Source organism: Mastigocladopsis repens PCC 10914, assembly GCF_000315565.1.
Classification (GTDB): domain Bacteria; phylum Cyanobacteriota; class Cyanobacteriia; order Cyanobacteriales; family Nostocaceae; genus Mastigocladopsis; species Mastigocladopsis repens.
In genome coordinates this window covers 2,822,366-2,837,852 of sequence record NZ_JH992901.1, presented here as the reverse complement: position 1 = coordinate 2,837,852, position 15,487 = coordinate 2,822,366, and the positions used below count along the sequence as shown (strand labels likewise).

Genomic DNA, 15,487 nt, shown 5'->3' with positions numbered 1-15,487 from the left:
TAGGACGGTTTTATTCGTCTATGGCTTGCGCCACGCTTACGCGAACGGAATTTCCCGTGTCAACCGCCAACGCCTCTCCATGCAAGCATAGTTTGGTCTTATTGAGCTGCTAACTCTATTTTAAATATTCAATTAAGCTATAAATCACAACTCTTTCACATACCCTCTCACCAGATAATCAATACCAGTGATAGCGGTGCCGACAACAACCGCATACGCTCCTAAATCAATAGCGCGACGCGCCATTTGGGGTGAAGAAATACCTCCTTCACAAATCGCTGGAACATCTAACATTTGTACCATCTGGGTGAGGAGTTCCCAGCCAGGGGGAGAAAGATGCTTGGTTTGTGCAGTGTAGCCAAAAAGAGTTGTCCCCACAATATCTGCTCCAGCTGCTACAGCCGCTTTTGCCGCTTCGATTGTGTCTACATCTGCCATTACTAGTTTGCCTAATTCTTGATGAATTTTGGCAATGATATCTGCTATTGTTTCACCCCCAGGTCGATTTCTGCTAGTCGCATCTATGGCGATGATGTCTGCTCCCGCTTGTGCCACAGCAGCAGCATGGTGAAACTGTGGTGTGATGTATACATCATAACCAGATATAACTTGTTTCCATAATCCAATAATTGGTACTTGAACTCTTTCTTGTACAGCACTGATGTGAGCAGGAGTATCAATCCTCACTCCAACAGCACCGTTGTTAACAGCAGCTTGCGCCATTGCTGCTATAACCATTGGTTCATGCAGAGGCGATTCAACAGGCGCTTGACAAGATACGATGAGTCCGTGACGCAGGGCTTGAATTAAATAGTCATTTGTCATTACTTTTCTTCCTCCACTCCCCCACTCCCTTCACTCAACACTCCAGACTCCCCACTCAGTCCTGAAGTCGGCTGGACTAGTATCCAAACGGTGAATACTGAGCCAACACCTACGGTGGATTCTACTTCAATTCGACCCCGATGGAGTTCTACAAGTTGTTTAGTTAAAGCTAAACCCAGTCCAGTTCCTCCGTAACGGCGGCGGTAGGGTGTATCGAGTTGGTGAAATTTCTCAAACAGTAGGGATAACTGTTCTTCTGGAATGCCTATGCCAGTATCCTCTACTTGAAACACGGCAGTGTCGTCTTCTACCCAAAGACGTAAAGTGATATGACCACCTTCTGGCGTGAATTTTATAGCATTACTTAATAAATTCCAGATAATTTGTTGCACTCGCCTTGCATCCGCAGTAAATATGTCACGCTGCGGGTTGAGTTGCACATCGAGTTTGAGATTGACTCGCTGGGTGGATGCTTTTTCTTTGAGCGCGTTGACTGTGGATTGGGCTATGTTGACTAATGAAAATTCTGTAATATTTAAAACTGCCTTACCCGCCTCGATTTGCGATAAGTCGAGGATATCATTAATCATTTCTAGTAAATGTTCTCCACTATCGTGGATAGTTTGCAGATAATCCCGTTGGCGCTGACTTAACTCACCAAAAGACCAGCGTAACAAAGTGGAAGACATTCCAATGACATGAGTCAGAGGTGTGAGCAATTCATGGCTGACAGTGGCAAGAAATTCACTTCTTAGACGGCTGGCGGCTTCAGCAGCAACGAGGGCGTCATGCAACGCCATTGTACGCTCAACAACTCGTTGCTCCAGAGTTTGTTTTTCTTGAGTGAGCGATCGCATTAACTCTGCTTGGTAAATGGCGATTCCAAGTTGTTCAGCAACAGAACTGAGCAAAATTTTTTCACTTTCACTCCAAAGACGTGGAGTATTGCACTGATGAGCAATCAACAGCCCCCAAAGTTTTTCCTCATACATAATTGGGTAAGCTAGCTTTGAGCGGACTTTGGCTTCCTTTAAAAAATTCAATAAACACTCTTCTAGAGCATAAGTTTTTTCCACATCATCTACAACTAAAGTCAAGCCTTGCCTATACTTTTCCCAACATTGGCGTATTTGTGCAAAGCCATTTTCGTCTTGGAAATTCAACACTGACGGAATATCATCATTAGCACGGACTTCGTAGATAATACAACCAGCTTTGTCAAGTAACTCTTGCTCTGGGGTTTGGGACGATGGGGAGGTTATTGACTCTTGACTCTTGACTTTTGACTTTTGACTTTTGACTTTTGACTCTTGACTCTTGACTCTTGATTCCTCAAATTTGTAAACTACGAGCCTGTCTAATTCTAAAAATTCTCGTACTTTTGCAACTGCTGTTGCCATAATGACAGGTAAATCCTGACTTTTACGGATTTGAGTTGTGACCTGATTTAACAGTTGCTCTTGAGCAATCTGTTTTTTCAACGCTTCTTCCACTGGATGACAGACAGAAACGTGCGGATAATTTGGGGAAGATGATTCTGTTAGCTGCTGGTTTGGCTGTGGCAAAAAATACTTTAATAACAAAAGTGAGAATTGACTTTGAAGCGTGGCATCATTAGGAACGGGAATTTGACGATATTGTTCAAGCTTTTGGTAGTTATGGGAATCTCGCTCAAACAAATCTCTCAAGTTCAACACGAAGGAGGCGATCGCTTCTGGATCAAAGGTCAAGTTTACATTCAGTTCTCGGTACTGAGAGCATGAGGGAGATAAGGGAGCATTTTCTTCCCCTGCTTCCCCTGCTCCCCATCTCTGGTCATAGGAACCCACAAGCAGTGCATTAAACTGTTCAGAAACCACTACAGTAAACCTTTGTACCTGCCATTCTTGAGGTATGTGAATCCCTGTCATCACAGCTTCTGTAAGTACCACCGCCTTTCCCACTGTTTGAGCCATCTGCTGCAATAATTCCCCAAGCTGATCAAAAACATTACTAGGCAAAGTTCGAGAAAAGCTCAAATCGCGAGAACTAGGCATTGTTCCAAAGAGGAGTGAAAGGGGCGTGCTATTGCTGAAAAATTTGTACTGTGTTTTAACCAACAGTTTAAGACGGTAATACAGGATTATGCATCGTATTAGTGCCACATCGGGAGGATGGAATCCTCAGTCGGAAGGCGTAATTTTTTTAGAACAAACCCCTGCTCCCATAGTGTTTCTTACGTCTGCTGATACCGACATTCAAACTCTGGCGGCTGCTGTACCTAAATTACCCACGACATTTCCTGCTTTAAGAGTTGCCAACCTGCTGCAATTGCAGCAACAAGTAAGTCTTGATAACTATGCCGAAAAAGTTTTAGAGTTCGCTCAGGTCATTGTCCTCCGTCTATTAGGAGGGCGTTCTTACTGGGCTTATGGCTTAGAAGTTGTGCAGGAAATTGTCCAACGTAATGGTACAACCCTAATTGTAATGCCAGGGGATGACGCAATAGACCCCGATTTAATCTCTCACTCTACCCTACCTCTGATTACTGTGAATCAGGTATGGCGCTACTTCAACGAGGGTGGAGTAGAAAATATTCTCAACGCGCTCCAGTTTATCGCCGATACTTGCTTTTCAACTTCTTTTAATCCTCCAGTAGCGCAAGTTGTTCCGCGTGTCGGGCTTTATGAGTGGGAAAAAGGAGTGGAGGGAGTAGGGGGAGAAGAAACTTCCCCATCTCCCCTCACTTCCCCTACTTCCCCGACTCTTTCCAAAGTCGGTATACTCTTCTACCGCGCCCATTATCTAGCGGGAAATACCAAGGTCATTGATGCTTTATGCGATGCTTTGGCAAAGCGAAATGTAACACCAGTGCCAATTTTTGTTTCTTCTTTACGTGATACTGATGTTCAAACTCAGTTGTGCGAGTTTTGTCAACCCAAGGACACTCAGCAAGTTTCGCTGCTGCTGAATACCACTAGTTTTTCTCTGGCGCGTTTGGAAACAGAAACACCGCAGATTGATTTGTGGCAAAAATTGGATGTGCCTGTGTTGCAAGTTATCCTTAGTAGTGGTTCGGTTGAGCAGTGGGAGTTGCAATTTCAAGGGCTTTCACCTCGCGATATTGCGATGAATGTGGCGCTTCCAGAAGTAGATGGGCGAATCATCACTCGTGCTGTATCTTTTAAGGCGGTACAAACCAGTCATTCGTCTCTAGAAACTGATGTGGTGGTTTATGAACCAGTGAGCGATCGCATTGAGTTTGTCGCTTCCTTAGCCGCCAATTGGGTGCGCCTGCGTTCTAAGCCACCTGAAGAACGTCGCGTGGCGTTGATTTTGGCAAATTACCCTACCCGTGATGGACGCCTAGCGAATGGCGTGGGATTGGATACGCCAGCGAGTTGTGTGGAAATTCTTCAGGCTTTGCAGTTGGCTGGGTATGGGGTGGAAAATTTACCTTGTACTGGGGATGAGTTGATTGAATGTCTGACTGCTGGGGTGACGAATGATCCGGAAGGTAGAGAGTTGCGTCCGGTGCTGCAAGGTGTTTCTGTAGATGAGTATGAGGAGTATTTTGCTTCGTTACCAGAAGCTGTGCAGAAAGGAATTGGCGCAAGGTGGGGAAGTGTTTTTGAAATGAACCGCGAAGACACGTTCGCGCAGCGTCTCCGTCAGGAGAAGGACGCCAAGAAGGAAGAGGAGCAGAGTTTTGCAGTTTCTGGAATTCAACTTGGTAACATTTTTGTGGGAGTTCAGCCAGCGCGGGGGTATGATGTTGACCCAAGTTTGAATTATCATGCGCCGGATTTGGAACCAACTCACGATTATTTAGCTTTTTATTATTGGGTGAGGGAATGTTTTGGCGCTGATGCTGTGGTTCATGTGGGGAAGCATGGAAATCTGGAATGGCTTCCGGGGAAAAGTGTGGCTTTGTCGAGTCAATGTTATCCTGAGGTGGCTTTGGGACCTCTTCCCCATTTGTATCCGTTTATTGTAAATGACCCTGGTGAAGGTTCGCAGGCTAAACGTCGCGCTCAAGCGATCATTGTGGATCATCTGACGCCGCCTCTGACTCGTGCAGAACTTTATGGTCCTTTGCAAGAGTTGGAAAATTTGATTGATGAGTATTATGAGGCGGAAAGTTTAGATCCAACTCGTTTGCCAATCATTGGCGATCGCATCCGCGAACTGGTTGTCAAAGAAAATCTTTTCTTGGATTTGGAATTAAAGTATAAAGCAAAAGGTATAACACGAAAACAAGAATCTTCTGTTTCGACGTTTGACTTTTCTGTTTTACCTTCGCTTGATGGTTATCTTTGTGAATTGAAAGAAGCTCAAATCCGCGATGGATTGCACATTTTTGGGCAATGTCCTCAAGGGCGACAGCTGCGAGATTTAATTATAGCGATCGCACGTCTTCCCAATCGCCATCATATTGGATTCACCCGTGCTTTGGCTGAAGATTTGGGCTTAGATTTCGACCCCCTGACTGCTGATTTCAGTACTGGGCTATCAGTCCCAGATATTCAGCTTTTAGCTGACAAGACACAACACTCCTGTCGTACCGTCGGCGATGCAGTTGAATTCTTAGAACAACAAGCCGCCGAACTTGTAGAAAAACTCACAACTCACAACTCAGAATTCACAACTCACAGCTTACAACTCAGCGCTGTTCTCAACTGGATACGCACCAAGCTTCTCCCTTCTTTACAACAAACGCACCAAGAAATTACCAACTTGTTACGCGGACTAAATGGCAGCTATGTCCCTAGTGGTCCCGCTGGCGCACCAACGCGGGGTCGTCCGGAAGTTCTGCCAACAGGTAAAAATTTTTATTCTGTGGATATCCGTGCTATACCGACAGAAACTGCTTGGGATGTCGGTAGAAAAGCGGCTGAGGCACTCATTGAACGTTATGCACAAGAGCAAGGTGAGTATCCAAAAACACTAGGATTATCTGTGTGGGGAACTGCGACAATGCGGACTGGGGGTGATGATATTGCCCAGGCGCTGGCTTTACTAGGCGTGCAGCCTGTATGGGATGGTGCAGCGCGGCGAGTAGTGGATTTTGAAATTTTGCCGCTTTCTATTTTGGGGCGTCCTCGTGTGGATGTTACGTTACGAATTTCTGGTTTCTTCCGGGATGCTTTTCCCAACTTGATTGATTTATTCGACTCCGCAGTGCAAGCGGTGGCGGCTTTGGAAGAACCGCAGGAGCAAAATCCAATAGCCGCTCAAGTTCGTCAAGAGACCGATTTGTGGACAAAACTTGGTTTAAGTTTACCAGAAGCAAGAGTGCGATCGCGCTACCGTATCTTTGGCTCTAAGCCAGGTGCGTACGGTGCAGGACTCCAAGGTTTAATTGAAGCGCAAAACTGGATGGATGACCAAGATTTAGCTCGTGCCTACATCAACTGGAGTTCCTATGCCTACACCTCAGGAAGAGTAGGGGAAGTAGGGGAAGACAAAGACAAATTAATCTCTTCATCTCCCTCCACTTCCTCCACTTCCTCCACTTCCTCCACTTCCTCATCCCTTCAACAAGGACGTTCAGCACCAGAAGCATTTGAAATGCGGTTGCAACAAATGCAGATAGTGTTACAAAACCAAGACAATCGCGAACATGATTTGCTCGATTCTGATGATTATTACCAATTTCAAGGTGGTTTAACAGCTGCGGTACGTTCTCTACGGGGAGAGAATCCCCAAACCTATTTTGGAGATAATTCCATTCCTGCTCAACCACGAGTCCGCCAACTCAAAGAAGAAATCGCACGAGTGTATCGTTCTCGCGTAGTGAATCCTAAATGGATTGCGGGAGTGATGCGCCACGGTTACAAGGGTGCTTTTGAAATGGCGGCGACAGTGGATTATTTATTTGCTTACGATGCTACGGCAAAGTGTGTGGAAGACTATATGTACCAAGGGATAGCCCAAGCGTATGTGTTTGACCCTGTTGTTTCAGAATTCATTGAGCAAAAAAACCCGTATGCTCTGCGTGATATAGCTGAAAGATTGTTAGAAGCACATAAGCGCGGTTTATGGCACGATGTAAATATACAAACACTGGAACATTTGCGAGACATTGTTCATCAAGCCGAAGCAGCCATAGAAGAGAAATAAGTGGTGTAGAAAAAAATTATGGATAATCTTGCGTATCTACACGTAGCTTCCGTCTACGAAGACTTACCCTCTAGTGAATTAATTTCCCTTAGCCGTTTGTTTAAGAAAGCAGCAGCACCTGATTGGAACCGTCTGTCTGGTAGGGCTTGGAAGTATATGCTACCTTTAGCCCTGGCCTTGTCTGTTCTTACCTGTGTTAGTAGTGCTTTAGCACTAGAAAAAGGCGATCGCGGTCCTTCTGTAAGAACTTTACAACAACAGTTGAAAAGAAGCGGCTTCTATCAAGCTCCTATAACTCAAGTATATGACACCTCTACAGAAGATGCTGTACGCCGCTTCCAAAGAACTGCAGGCTTAGATGTCAACGGTGTTGCGGGATCAGCCACTTTACAAAAATTAGAGGGTTGGCGTACCTCTTCTGAGAGTTCCCAAGCCAGAAAAACCAGCACCCGTTCTCAAGCTAGAAGAATTGATGATGAAAATTCTCAAGCTAGAAGAACTATGATTGAGAATTCGTCAGGTTCTAGCAAGCGCCGCACTTCTAACCTTCTTGAAAGAGGAGATGAAGGTGAAGATGTCAAAGTTCTGCAAGAACGATTGCGAGTCGCAGGTTTTTACACTGGTAACTCAACAGGAATATATGGTCCAATTACTGAAGATGCTGTTAAGAGGTTCCAAGAGGCTTATAACTTAGCTCCTGATGGGATTGTTGGACCAGCAACGCAAGCAAAATTACCAGATCGTGGTCTCGGTTATGGTGAAGATGCACCTAGCAAAGCGCGTACTAGTGGAGATAGACTCGGCTTGGGCGATCGCGGTGAGTCGGTGAGAGTTCTTCAAGAACAATTAATTAAGGCAGGATATTTAGAAGGAGAGCCAAACGGTTACTTCGGTCCTTACACCGCAGATGCTGTACGGCGGTTCCAAGAAGATAATTACCTTGCGGCAAGCGGTATTGCAGGTCCAACGACCAGAGCTAAATTGCACAGCTTGGTAAATCCTGCTGCTAGAAGTGATTTTAGTGTTTTGGAAATTCAAAGACGATTACGGGATCGGGGCTTCTACAAGGGGGACCTGAACGGCGTTATGGGCAATGACACACAGCAAGCTATTAAACAAGCACAAGAATTTTACGGTATCAGTCTAAGTGATGTCAGAAGCGGACGCTTTTAGCATCCGCTTAGGTGTTGCTGGTATCGATACCTAACAGTTTGCCTACTTCCCATGACGGTAAGTTGAAAGCCCCTAATGTTTCTCAAAGTCTTTGAAGCAAGCGCTTTCCCCAATCGTAAAACCCAGGTGCTAAAGAGGCATCAGTGCCCTTTGGCACTTGGGGCAAACAGCATGGATTGTCAACTGACAATCCAGCAGCTGATAACCTTCTTTTTGTGCAGTTTTCGCTCCAATTTTTAAAATCGAGTCGTTTTTGAACTCGATGGTCATGTTGCACCTTACACAAATTAGGTGATGGTGGTGATGGGGGTAGGGTTGATTGAGTTCGTAGTGTTTATGTCCTTCTCCCAGTTCTAGCTCTCGCAAGATTCCCATCCGCGCCATCAACTTGAGAGTGCGATAAATAGTCGATAGGCTAATTCCCTCCCCTTGAGTTTCTAGCCTTTCGTAAAGGTCTTCAGCACTGAGGTGTTCTCCTTGCGGAAGTTCTTGAAAAATGTGTAAAATGACTTCTCGCTGGGGTGTTAAACGCCAGCCACGTTCATTAAGTTCTGCCTTGAGTGAGGATGCTGTGTAGACTGTCATACTAATTTTTCTCAACAAAGCCCATTAGTTGCGAATATAGCAAAAGTTTGGACTAATTTGCAATAATCAAAGCCTATTGAGAATTATTGCTAAATGTTCAAGGATAGATAGTCAAACCTTAATCAGGGTTCAGAAAACAAGCGATCCCCGCCCTCATACATGTCCTAAGACAAGGGATGGAAAAACTCTCATGTCATTAGATGAAAATAAGTTGCCATAAATGAGTGAGAAGTTTTGGGAACGGGGATGAAGTTAGTCAACAGTTTAAAGCCAAAAACCGTTTAAAACAGGCATCTTACTTTCTGTGTAGATTGTATAAATTTTATGACTGGTAACAATTGACAATTGACTATCAACTAACTAGCTCAAAGACTCCAAGTAGTCACGGATGAGATTGCGCCGCTTGGGTTGGCGCAGCTTCTGCAACGCTTTGGACTCAATTTGCCGTACCCGTTCCCGTGATAAATCAAGAGCGCGTCCAATTTCTGCCAACGAATAAGGATGACCATCTGCCAATCCAAAACGCATCAGAATGACATCACGCTCACGGCTAGTTAAATCTGCCAGAAGATTATGCAAATCTTTATGTAAAGATTCTCGCATTAGTGTTTCTTCTGGGGTTATGGTATCGGTTTCGAGTAATTCTCCTAATTCTGTGTCTTTGTCCTTACCAACTTTTGTTTCCAAAGAAACGGAACGAGGAACTCGCAGGAGAACTTCCCGGACTTGTGTAGGTGTCATTTCTAGCTCTTGAGCAAGGTCTTCCAAAGTCGGGGTACGACCTTTTTCTTGTGCAATTTTACGTTGAGCTTTTTTGATTTTGTTGAGCTTTTCTGTAATGTGAACAGGTAGGCGGATAGTGCGGCTAGAAGTCGCGATCGCTCGTGTGATTCCTTGACGAATCCACCAGTAGGCGTAGGTGCTGAAGCGATAACCCTTGGTTGGATCAAACTTCTCAACTGCTCGTTCCAAGCCTAGAGTCCCTTCTTGGACTAAGTCCAACAATTCCAAACCGCGATTTTGATACTTCTTGGCAACGGAGACAACCAGGCGAAGATTTGCCTTAATCATGTGTTCTTTTGCCTGGAGTCCATTGCTTTGAATTTTCTCCAGTTCTTCCACAGTCATTTTGGCAATTTCAGCCCAACGCCGTTTCCCAAGCCCTATAATTTGCTTAAGCTCGAACACCTCTACACCAGCAGTACGAGCCCACCGTTCTATGGAAGGACGATGTCCCAGACCGGATGCCAAACGCTCCTGAACTTCAATGAGCCGAAGATATGGTGCAATAACTTCATCTCCTTGCTCGGCGGCTTTAGACAGAAGTATCCGCATCCGCAAGTAGCGCTGGACTTTTTGAGCTTCTGAAACTTCTTCATCCCGCCCTAACAACCGAACCCGACCAATTTCCTGAAGGTATAGACGTACTAGGTCTGTGCTCTTACGGTTAGGATGAGTAGCAAAACTTGCAGGGTCAACAGAAGCTATCTCTAGATCATCCAGTTCATCTATCGGCAACTCACTTTCGTCAATTGCGAGTTCCGGGTCAAAGACCTGGTGGGACTGTTTGCTATTGTAGGCGGCATCTGCGTAAAAAGATGTTGCTGGCATAAAGATTCGTCTCAATGGCTCCAGGTAACAATAGATGACGGTCAGCTAATTAACTGTTGCTATTGTTCCCGTGATTTTTGAAGAACTAACACGGTTGAGGGTGACCTTTAGGTTTTTTTTTCAAAAAACCTGTACTGGTTTTTGTTGACACAGTGCCTCCGAAGGCTCGGTTGCACTACCTTTCCCATGAACCAATAGCTATTCAAATTCCCTACGGGGCGTTAAATTACGAATGACCTAATTAAGATTTGAACTTTCACATATTTTGACTGTCACTGGGGCAGCAAAGTATAAACATATATCAGTGAAAAGTCCTATTTTTATATGCATAGTCATATCTACATGAATCCCAAGGTACTTTCCTGAAGATTTACTAATTTTCCTTCAAGAATGATTAGTCCTGTGATGGCGGTGCAGGAAATGGGGAAGCCGAGGAAGTATTTTCTTCCCCCACCTCCCCATCTTCCCCTACTCCCTTACTCCGGCTTCATACCTCGCAGCATCAGTTCTAAAAGCGCTTGTCGGGGTGTGACTTCACCTTGGAGTAAGCGATAAACTTGCTCGGTAATTGGCAGAGGAATCTTTTGCTGCTTGGATCGCTGCACCAAAACCTGAGTGGTGTTAATTCCCTCAGCAGTTCCTTCTAAATGGGCGAGAATGTCTGTCAGTGTTTTACCACAAGCCAACTGGTAGCCAACTTGGTAGTTGCGGCTCAAGGGACTGTTACAGGTTGCGAGCAAATCGCCCAAACCGGACAAACCATAAAATGTTTCCATGTTCGCACCCCAGTGGACACCAATGCGAACCATTTCTGTTAACCCACGGGTGACTAAAGCAGCTTTGGCATTGGTTCCCAACTGCAAGCCGTCACACACGCCAGCGGCGATCGCCATCACATTCTTGAGTGTCCCCCCCAGTTCCACTCCCAAGGGATCAGAATTGGTATAAACCCGAAAACGATCAGAAGAAAACACCACTTGCACTAATTCTGCCGCTGAAGCGACACTGCTAGCAACGACCGTTGCAGCAGGCAATTCCTGTTGTATTTCTTTAGATAAATTGGGACCAGAGAGAACAACGACTGCATGGGTAGGGAAAGCTTCTTGCCAAATTTGTGAGGGTGTACAAGTGGTTTGAGGATCTAAGCCCTTTGTTGCTGTCACAAAAATAGTCTCTGGGGAAACGGGCGAAGAGACTAGTTGAGACGTAACGGCTCTCACACCCTTCATTGAAACAGCAGAAAGGATCATATCAGCACCTTGTATTACCGTAGCCAGCGTTTCGGAACTCCGACGCGACCACACGCGCACTTCATGACCATTAGCCTTTGCCAGAACTGCAAGAGCCGTCCCCCAAGCACCGCCACCTAAAATTGTGACCAATTTTTGATTAGTCATTCGTCATTACTTACAGCGGTTTGCAACTGGGTGAGGTACACAAAGACATAATCAACCACAGATGGACACAGATGGACACAGATAAATTAGTACTTCATTCAGAACAGAAGCGCTATATATATTTTCTCCCCCTACTCCCTCCACTTCCCCGACTCCCCCTACTCTCTCAGCCGGGGGTAACGCTCCATCAATTCCCTCACTTGCTCTGCATGATAGGAACTTCTTGTCAAGGGTGAGGAAACAACTTGTAAAAATCCTAGTTCTTCACCGAAGGCTCTCCAAGCAGCAAATTGGTCTGGGGTGATAAATTCATTCACCTTCAAATGTTTTTGACTGGGTTGAAGGTATTGCCCAATGGTCAAAATATCGCAATCCACGGCTCGTAAATCTCGCATAACTTGGCGGACTTCCTCATCGGTTTCGCCCAGTCCCACCATAATACCGGATTTGGTGTATACCCAAGGTGCAAGTTCGCGAGAACGCTGCAACAATTCCATTGTCCGTTCATAGTTCCCCTGCGGACGTACGCGTCGATACAGACGAGGAACAGTTTCTGTGTTGTGGTTGAGAACTTCTGGTTGTGCTTGGAGAATCAACTGTAGCGCCTCCCAGTGACCGCACAAGTCGGGAATGAGTACCTCAATAGTGGTTTGGGGTGAGATAGTGCGAATAGCTTCAATACATCTGACAAACTGTGAAGCCCCTCCATCTGGCAAGTCATCGCGGTTGACAGAAGTGATAACCACATGATTCAGTTTCATGCGGCGTACAGCTTCCGCCAGTCGTGCTGGTTCCGTAGAGTCCAGTGGTTTGGGTTTTTTCTCAAAGTCAATATCACAGTAGGGACAGGCTCGTGTACAAGCTGGTCCCATAATTAAGAATGTCGCTGTCCCAGCCTTAAAGCACTCACCAATATTTGGACAGGACGCTTCCTCACAAACCGTATTGAGGGCTAAATCCCGCAAAATTTCTTTAACGTTACCAACGCGTTCCCATTGAGGCGCTTTTACCCGCAACCAGTCTGGTTTAACACTCACAATCCGCTTCTACCACTTTATTTGTACAAAGTAAATGCTAGCAAGGTTCATGGGTTGGTGGATGAATTTGCATACTGCTTTGTCATTCAGCACTCTTTGTGATATCTTATATAAGAGTTATTGTGCCGGGATGTGGCGCAGCTTGGTAGCGCACTTCGTTCGGGACGAAGGGGCCGCTGGTTCGAATCCAGTCATCCCGATTGGTGTACATTGGCAAATTATATGTCGCGATTCGCAAATTCGTGTTGTTTTTCGCACATTAATGTCGCTTTGGTGGTTTTAATATAGGTAATTTAATTACACTAAGTTTTCGCAAATTAATGTGCAGACGGTCTTGATATGAAGTTCATTTCACCACTTTTGTAATGTAATGACGAACTTCAGAATCATCCCGAACGAAGTGCGCCTTTCAACCTTCCCATTGAAAAATGTATCTGTGAAGTAGCAATAACAAAAATTGCTATTCTCCTTTAACCCACCCCTAGCCGGGATGGTCGTTGAAACTTATGCAATCTAACGATTTGGTAGCCTATGAAGACTTGAATGTGAAAGGGTTGGTACGTAATCGTCATTACTGCAAGTCAATCAGCGATGCTGGCTGGTCAACTTTTCAGTCATGGTTAGAGTATTTTGGTCATAAGTATGGAAAGGTAACAGTTGCTGTGCCTCCCCACAATACAAGCCAAAAATGAACGAAGTTCAACTTATTGATGAATCACCAACAAACCGAGATATTAACTTATGCTAATTGATAAAATTATCCAAGAACTGCGAGACATTCCCGAAGATAAATTAGCAGAAATTTATGCCCTAATTCACTACTTTCGCCTGGGCTTAAAGGAAGAGTTATCTGCTGAAGAAACACCCAATGAAATTGTAATTGAAGGTATTCACCAAGGCATACGAGAGGCGTTGAGTGGACAAACTATACCCCTCTCGGAAATGTGGGAAGGTATTGATGCAGAGTGAACCATCGCCCATTCAAATTGCTCTTACACCACGTTTTAAAAAGGATCTACGAGAACTTGCTAAAGGCTATCGTTCAATTCGTAGTGATTTACAACCATTAATTGAGCAACTTCAAGCAGGTGAAATCCCTGGAGACAGAATTGCTGGAGTTAAATATCAGGTTTTCAAAGTTCGTCTCAAAAATAGCAACATTCAAAAAGGAAAAAGTGGAGGCTATCGAGTCATTTATTATCTAAAAACTGCTCAAGGAATCATCCTCACTACATACAATTTATTCTAAATCCGATATTTCTGATGTTAGTAATGAAATCATTGAAGAAGCGATCGCACAATATGAAAAAGAAAATCAAATAGTTGACAGTGGACAATTAACAGTGGACAGTGAATAATTTTAGCTGAATTTAAACTTGCTGAAAGAAACTAGAGTTTATCAAGAAGCGAAAGAAGAAGGTAAGGAAGAAGGAAAACTAGAAACCAAATTGGAAATGATACCAATTCTGACTTTTCTCAACTGCGGTGTAGTGGATCGCCTTCTCACCTTCGATGCTGCCCAAGAATTGATTCCAGAGGCGAACTGTAAGCTAGATTTTGTTTATTTAGAAACTTCTGGGCTACGAATCAATATATGTCCTTTCTCACCTTGTTGAACAGCCAACACCGCTGGACGTTCATTAGGTTTTGCATTTGGGGGCAATGTTTGAAACAAATAAATCCAGCCGCCACGTTCTAGGAGTATGCGCCAAACTCGTGGTTGATTGGGATTGCTAGTATCATTATCTTCCCTGCCACGCAGGTCATCGAATAAACCTCTATCTCCTATAATTCGGTAGCCTTTTAAAGCTGGATCTGCAAACACATCATCAAGTTTGCGTCCTAATGCAAATTTTTCTTCAGGTGTAATTAAGGTTACAACAGGTAAGGTGGAATTTTGACCAGCGTCTCGACGAGCATCTGCAATGCCTTGCCACCGAGCCAACCAAAATATGAAAATTAATACCCAAGATACTATAACTATTTCATTCACCAATGAGCGCAAAAAATCAACCGAACGCAGTTGCACAAAAGTAAAAGTCGCCAGAGAATCTAATTGTTTACCTATCCATGAACGCCTACGTTGGGTTGCAGGGATGACTCGATTTGATCGAAATCGCTTGAATGTGTTAACAAATGCTTCAGTTATTATCCAAATGAGCCATAAAGTGAATTGAATCGCAATGACCGCTAGGAGAAAAGCGAATACGGTTCTCAATATTGCCCAACCATCTCCTAGAAATATTTGTAGGGGAACAAAAAGAAAAGACTGTGCCGGAAAGTCGAGGTTAGTGACTTCTAGTTGAAAAAAGTAGAAATATGACCAGCGGTAAATCCAGCCTGCAAAAAACAGCGCAATACCCAGTAAACCAACGACACTGGCAAATTTACCTAAAATATTGGTTTCCTGGCTAGGTTGGGGAGCTTGGGTCACAAAAGCATTCCAAAAGTAAAGAAATTGGCAATTTTAATACAGAATTGTACAACTTGTAGTGTCGTCTATGTCATTCTGAGTGGAGCAAAGCGGAACGTAAGCGCAAAGCGCACGCTAAGAGCGAACGCGCAGCGTGTCCCCTTGGGACTCAGAATCTCCGAGATACTTCGCTACACTCCGTTTCGCACCCTGCGGGAAGCCGCAGAAGCGTCTACAGTATGACATTCTCGACTTTGCGTAAGTCCTGAGTACTATCTATCAATTCATCAATATTATTTGCCTTATTTTACGGAAATTTCTTAAGTTGTTGAGAAGTATAACTA

Annotated in this window: 12 protein-coding genes, 1 tRNA gene and 2 pseudogenes; 8 read left to right on the top strand and 7 right to left on the bottom strand. The window is 44.6% G+C overall.

Annotation, left to right across the window (positions count from 1 at the left end; genetic code table 11):
• Positions 1–144 precede the first annotated feature (144 nt).
• Positions 145–825, bottom strand: a complete 681-nt coding sequence (locus MAS10914_RS0114810; RefSeq protein WP_017316723.1) for an N-acetylmannosamine-6-phosphate 2-epimerase — start codon at positions 823–825, stop codon at positions 145–147.
• The gene (locus tag MAS10914_RS0114805; RefSeq protein WP_017316722.1) at positions 825–2,861 is read right to left on the bottom strand and encodes a GAF domain-containing sensor histidine kinase; all 2,037 of its coding nucleotides are present in this window, start codon (positions 2,859–2,861) and stop codon (positions 825–827) included. Before MAS10914_RS0114805 ends, MAS10914_RS0114810 begins: the two co-directional genes overlap by 1 nt.
• An 88-nt stretch (positions 2,862–2,949) precedes the next feature.
• On the opposite strand from MAS10914_RS0114805, the gene cobN reads away from it, so the two are divergent.
• Together cobN and MAS10914_RS0114795 are read left to right on the top strand one after the other, a co-directional pair.
• Positions 2,950–6,927: a cobaltochelatase subunit CobN gene (cobN, locus tag MAS10914_RS0114800; RefSeq protein WP_017316721.1), complete on the top strand. Its 3,978-nt coding sequence runs from the start codon at positions 2,950–2,952 to the stop codon at positions 6,925–6,927.
• 18 nt (positions 6,928–6,945) lie between these two features.
• Complete coding sequence (locus MAS10914_RS0114795) at positions 6,946–8,100, top strand: peptidoglycan-binding domain-containing protein (RefSeq protein WP_017316720.1); 1,155 nt, start codon at positions 6,946–6,948, stop codon at positions 8,098–8,100.
• A gap of 129 nt (positions 8,101–8,229) precedes the next feature.
• Here MAS10914_RS0114795 and MAS10914_RS0114790 read toward each other — a convergent pair whose 3' ends face one another.
• The 4 genes from MAS10914_RS0114790 to lipA form a co-directional block, all read right to left on the bottom strand.
• Complete coding sequence (locus tag MAS10914_RS0114790; RefSeq protein WP_017316719.1) at positions 8,230–8,685, bottom strand: Fur family transcriptional regulator; 456 nt, start codon at positions 8,683–8,685, stop codon at positions 8,230–8,232.
• A gap of 360 nt (positions 8,686–9,045) precedes the next feature.
• The gene (sigC, locus tag MAS10914_RS0114785; RefSeq protein WP_017316718.1) at positions 9,046–10,296 is read right to left on the bottom strand and encodes an RNA polymerase sigma factor SigC; all 1,251 of its coding nucleotides are present in this window, start codon (positions 10,294–10,296) and stop codon (positions 9,046–9,048) included.
• A gap of 476 nt (positions 10,297–10,772) precedes the next feature.
• The gene (locus MAS10914_RS0114780) at positions 10,773–11,693 is read right to left on the bottom strand and encodes an NAD(P)H-dependent glycerol-3-phosphate dehydrogenase (RefSeq protein ID WP_017316717.1); all 921 of its coding nucleotides are present in this window, start codon (positions 11,691–11,693) and stop codon (positions 10,773–10,775) included.
• Between the two features lie 158 nt (positions 11,694–11,851).
• Positions 11,852–12,730: a lipoyl synthase gene (gene lipA / locus MAS10914_RS0114775; RefSeq protein WP_017316716.1), complete on the bottom strand. Its 879-nt coding sequence runs from the start codon at positions 12,728–12,730 to the stop codon at positions 11,852–11,854.
• 126 nt (positions 12,731–12,856) lie between these two features.
• Here lipA and MAS10914_RS0114770 point away from each other — a divergent pair.
• The 5 genes and pseudogenes from MAS10914_RS0114770 (at position 12,857) to MAS10914_RS32830 (ending at position 14,346) form a co-directional block, all read left to right on the top strand.
• Positions 12,857–12,930, top strand: a tRNA-Pro gene (locus MAS10914_RS0114770).
• A gap of 303 nt (positions 12,931–13,233) precedes the next feature.
• Positions 13,234–13,416 (top strand): annotated as a pseudogene (locus MAS10914_RS0114765) (RNA-guided endonuclease TnpB family protein); the annotation flags it as partial.
• Positions 13,417–13,471: 55 nt separating this feature from the next.
• Positions 13,472–13,699, top strand: a complete 228-nt coding sequence (locus MAS10914_RS0114760) for a hypothetical protein (protein ID WP_017316714.1) — start codon at positions 13,472–13,474, stop codon at positions 13,697–13,699.
• Positions 13,689–14,088: pseudogene (locus tag MAS10914_RS31590) on the top strand (type II toxin-antitoxin system RelE family toxin). Before MAS10914_RS0114760 ends, MAS10914_RS31590 begins: the two are co-directional and overlap by 11 nt.
• A gap of 18 nt (positions 14,089–14,106) precedes the next feature.
• Positions 14,107–14,346, top strand: a complete 240-nt coding sequence (locus tag MAS10914_RS32830; RefSeq protein WP_071599831.1) for a hypothetical protein — start codon at positions 14,107–14,109, stop codon at positions 14,344–14,346.
• Here MAS10914_RS32830 and MAS10914_RS0114750 read toward each other — a convergent pair.
• On the bottom strand, positions 14,292–15,164 hold the full coding sequence (locus tag MAS10914_RS0114750; protein ID WP_017316712.1) for a hypothetical protein: 873 nt from the start codon (positions 15,162–15,164) through the stop codon (positions 14,292–14,294). The two genes, MAS10914_RS32830 and MAS10914_RS0114750, sit on opposite strands and share 55 nt — an antisense overlap.
• A gap of 24 nt (positions 15,165–15,188) precedes the next feature.
• Between MAS10914_RS0114750 and MAS10914_RS35565 the strand changes: the two genes are divergently transcribed.
• Complete coding sequence (locus MAS10914_RS35565; RefSeq protein ID WP_232224165.1) at positions 15,189–15,386, top strand: hypothetical protein; 198 nt, start codon at positions 15,189–15,191, stop codon at positions 15,384–15,386.
• Positions 15,387–15,487 lie beyond the last annotated feature (101 nt).

Excerpts from the sequence above, each read along its gene's own strand:
- MAS10914_RS0114810 (WP_017316723.1), bottom strand. The coding sequence starts at position 825 with ATGACAAATGACTATTTAATTCAAGCCCTGCGTCACGGACTCATCGTA.
- MAS10914_RS0114805 (WP_017316722.1), bottom strand. The coding sequence starts at position 2,861 with ATGCCTAGTTCTCGCGATTTGAGCTTTTCTCGAACTTTGCCTAGTAAT.
- cobN (WP_017316721.1), top strand. The coding sequence starts at position 2,950 with ATGCATCGTATTAGTGCCACATCGGGAGGATGGAATCCTCAGTCGGAA.
- MAS10914_RS0114795 (WP_017316720.1), top strand. The coding sequence starts at position 6,946 with ATGGATAATCTTGCGTATCTACACGTAGCTTCCGTCTACGAAGACTTA.
- MAS10914_RS0114790 (WP_017316719.1), bottom strand. The coding sequence starts at position 8,685 with ATGACAGTCTACACAGCATCCTCACTCAAGGCAGAACTTAATGAACGT.
- sigC (WP_017316718.1), bottom strand. The coding sequence starts at position 10,296 with ATGCCAGCAACATCTTTTTACGCAGATGCCGCCTACAATAGCAAACAG.
- MAS10914_RS0114780 (WP_017316717.1), bottom strand. The coding sequence starts at position 11,693 with ATGACTAATCAAAAATTGGTCACAATTTTAGGTGGCGGTGCTTGGGGG.
- MAS10914_RS0114760 (WP_017316714.1), top strand. The coding sequence starts at position 13,472 with ATGCTAATTGATAAAATTATCCAAGAACTGCGAGACATTCCCGAAGAT.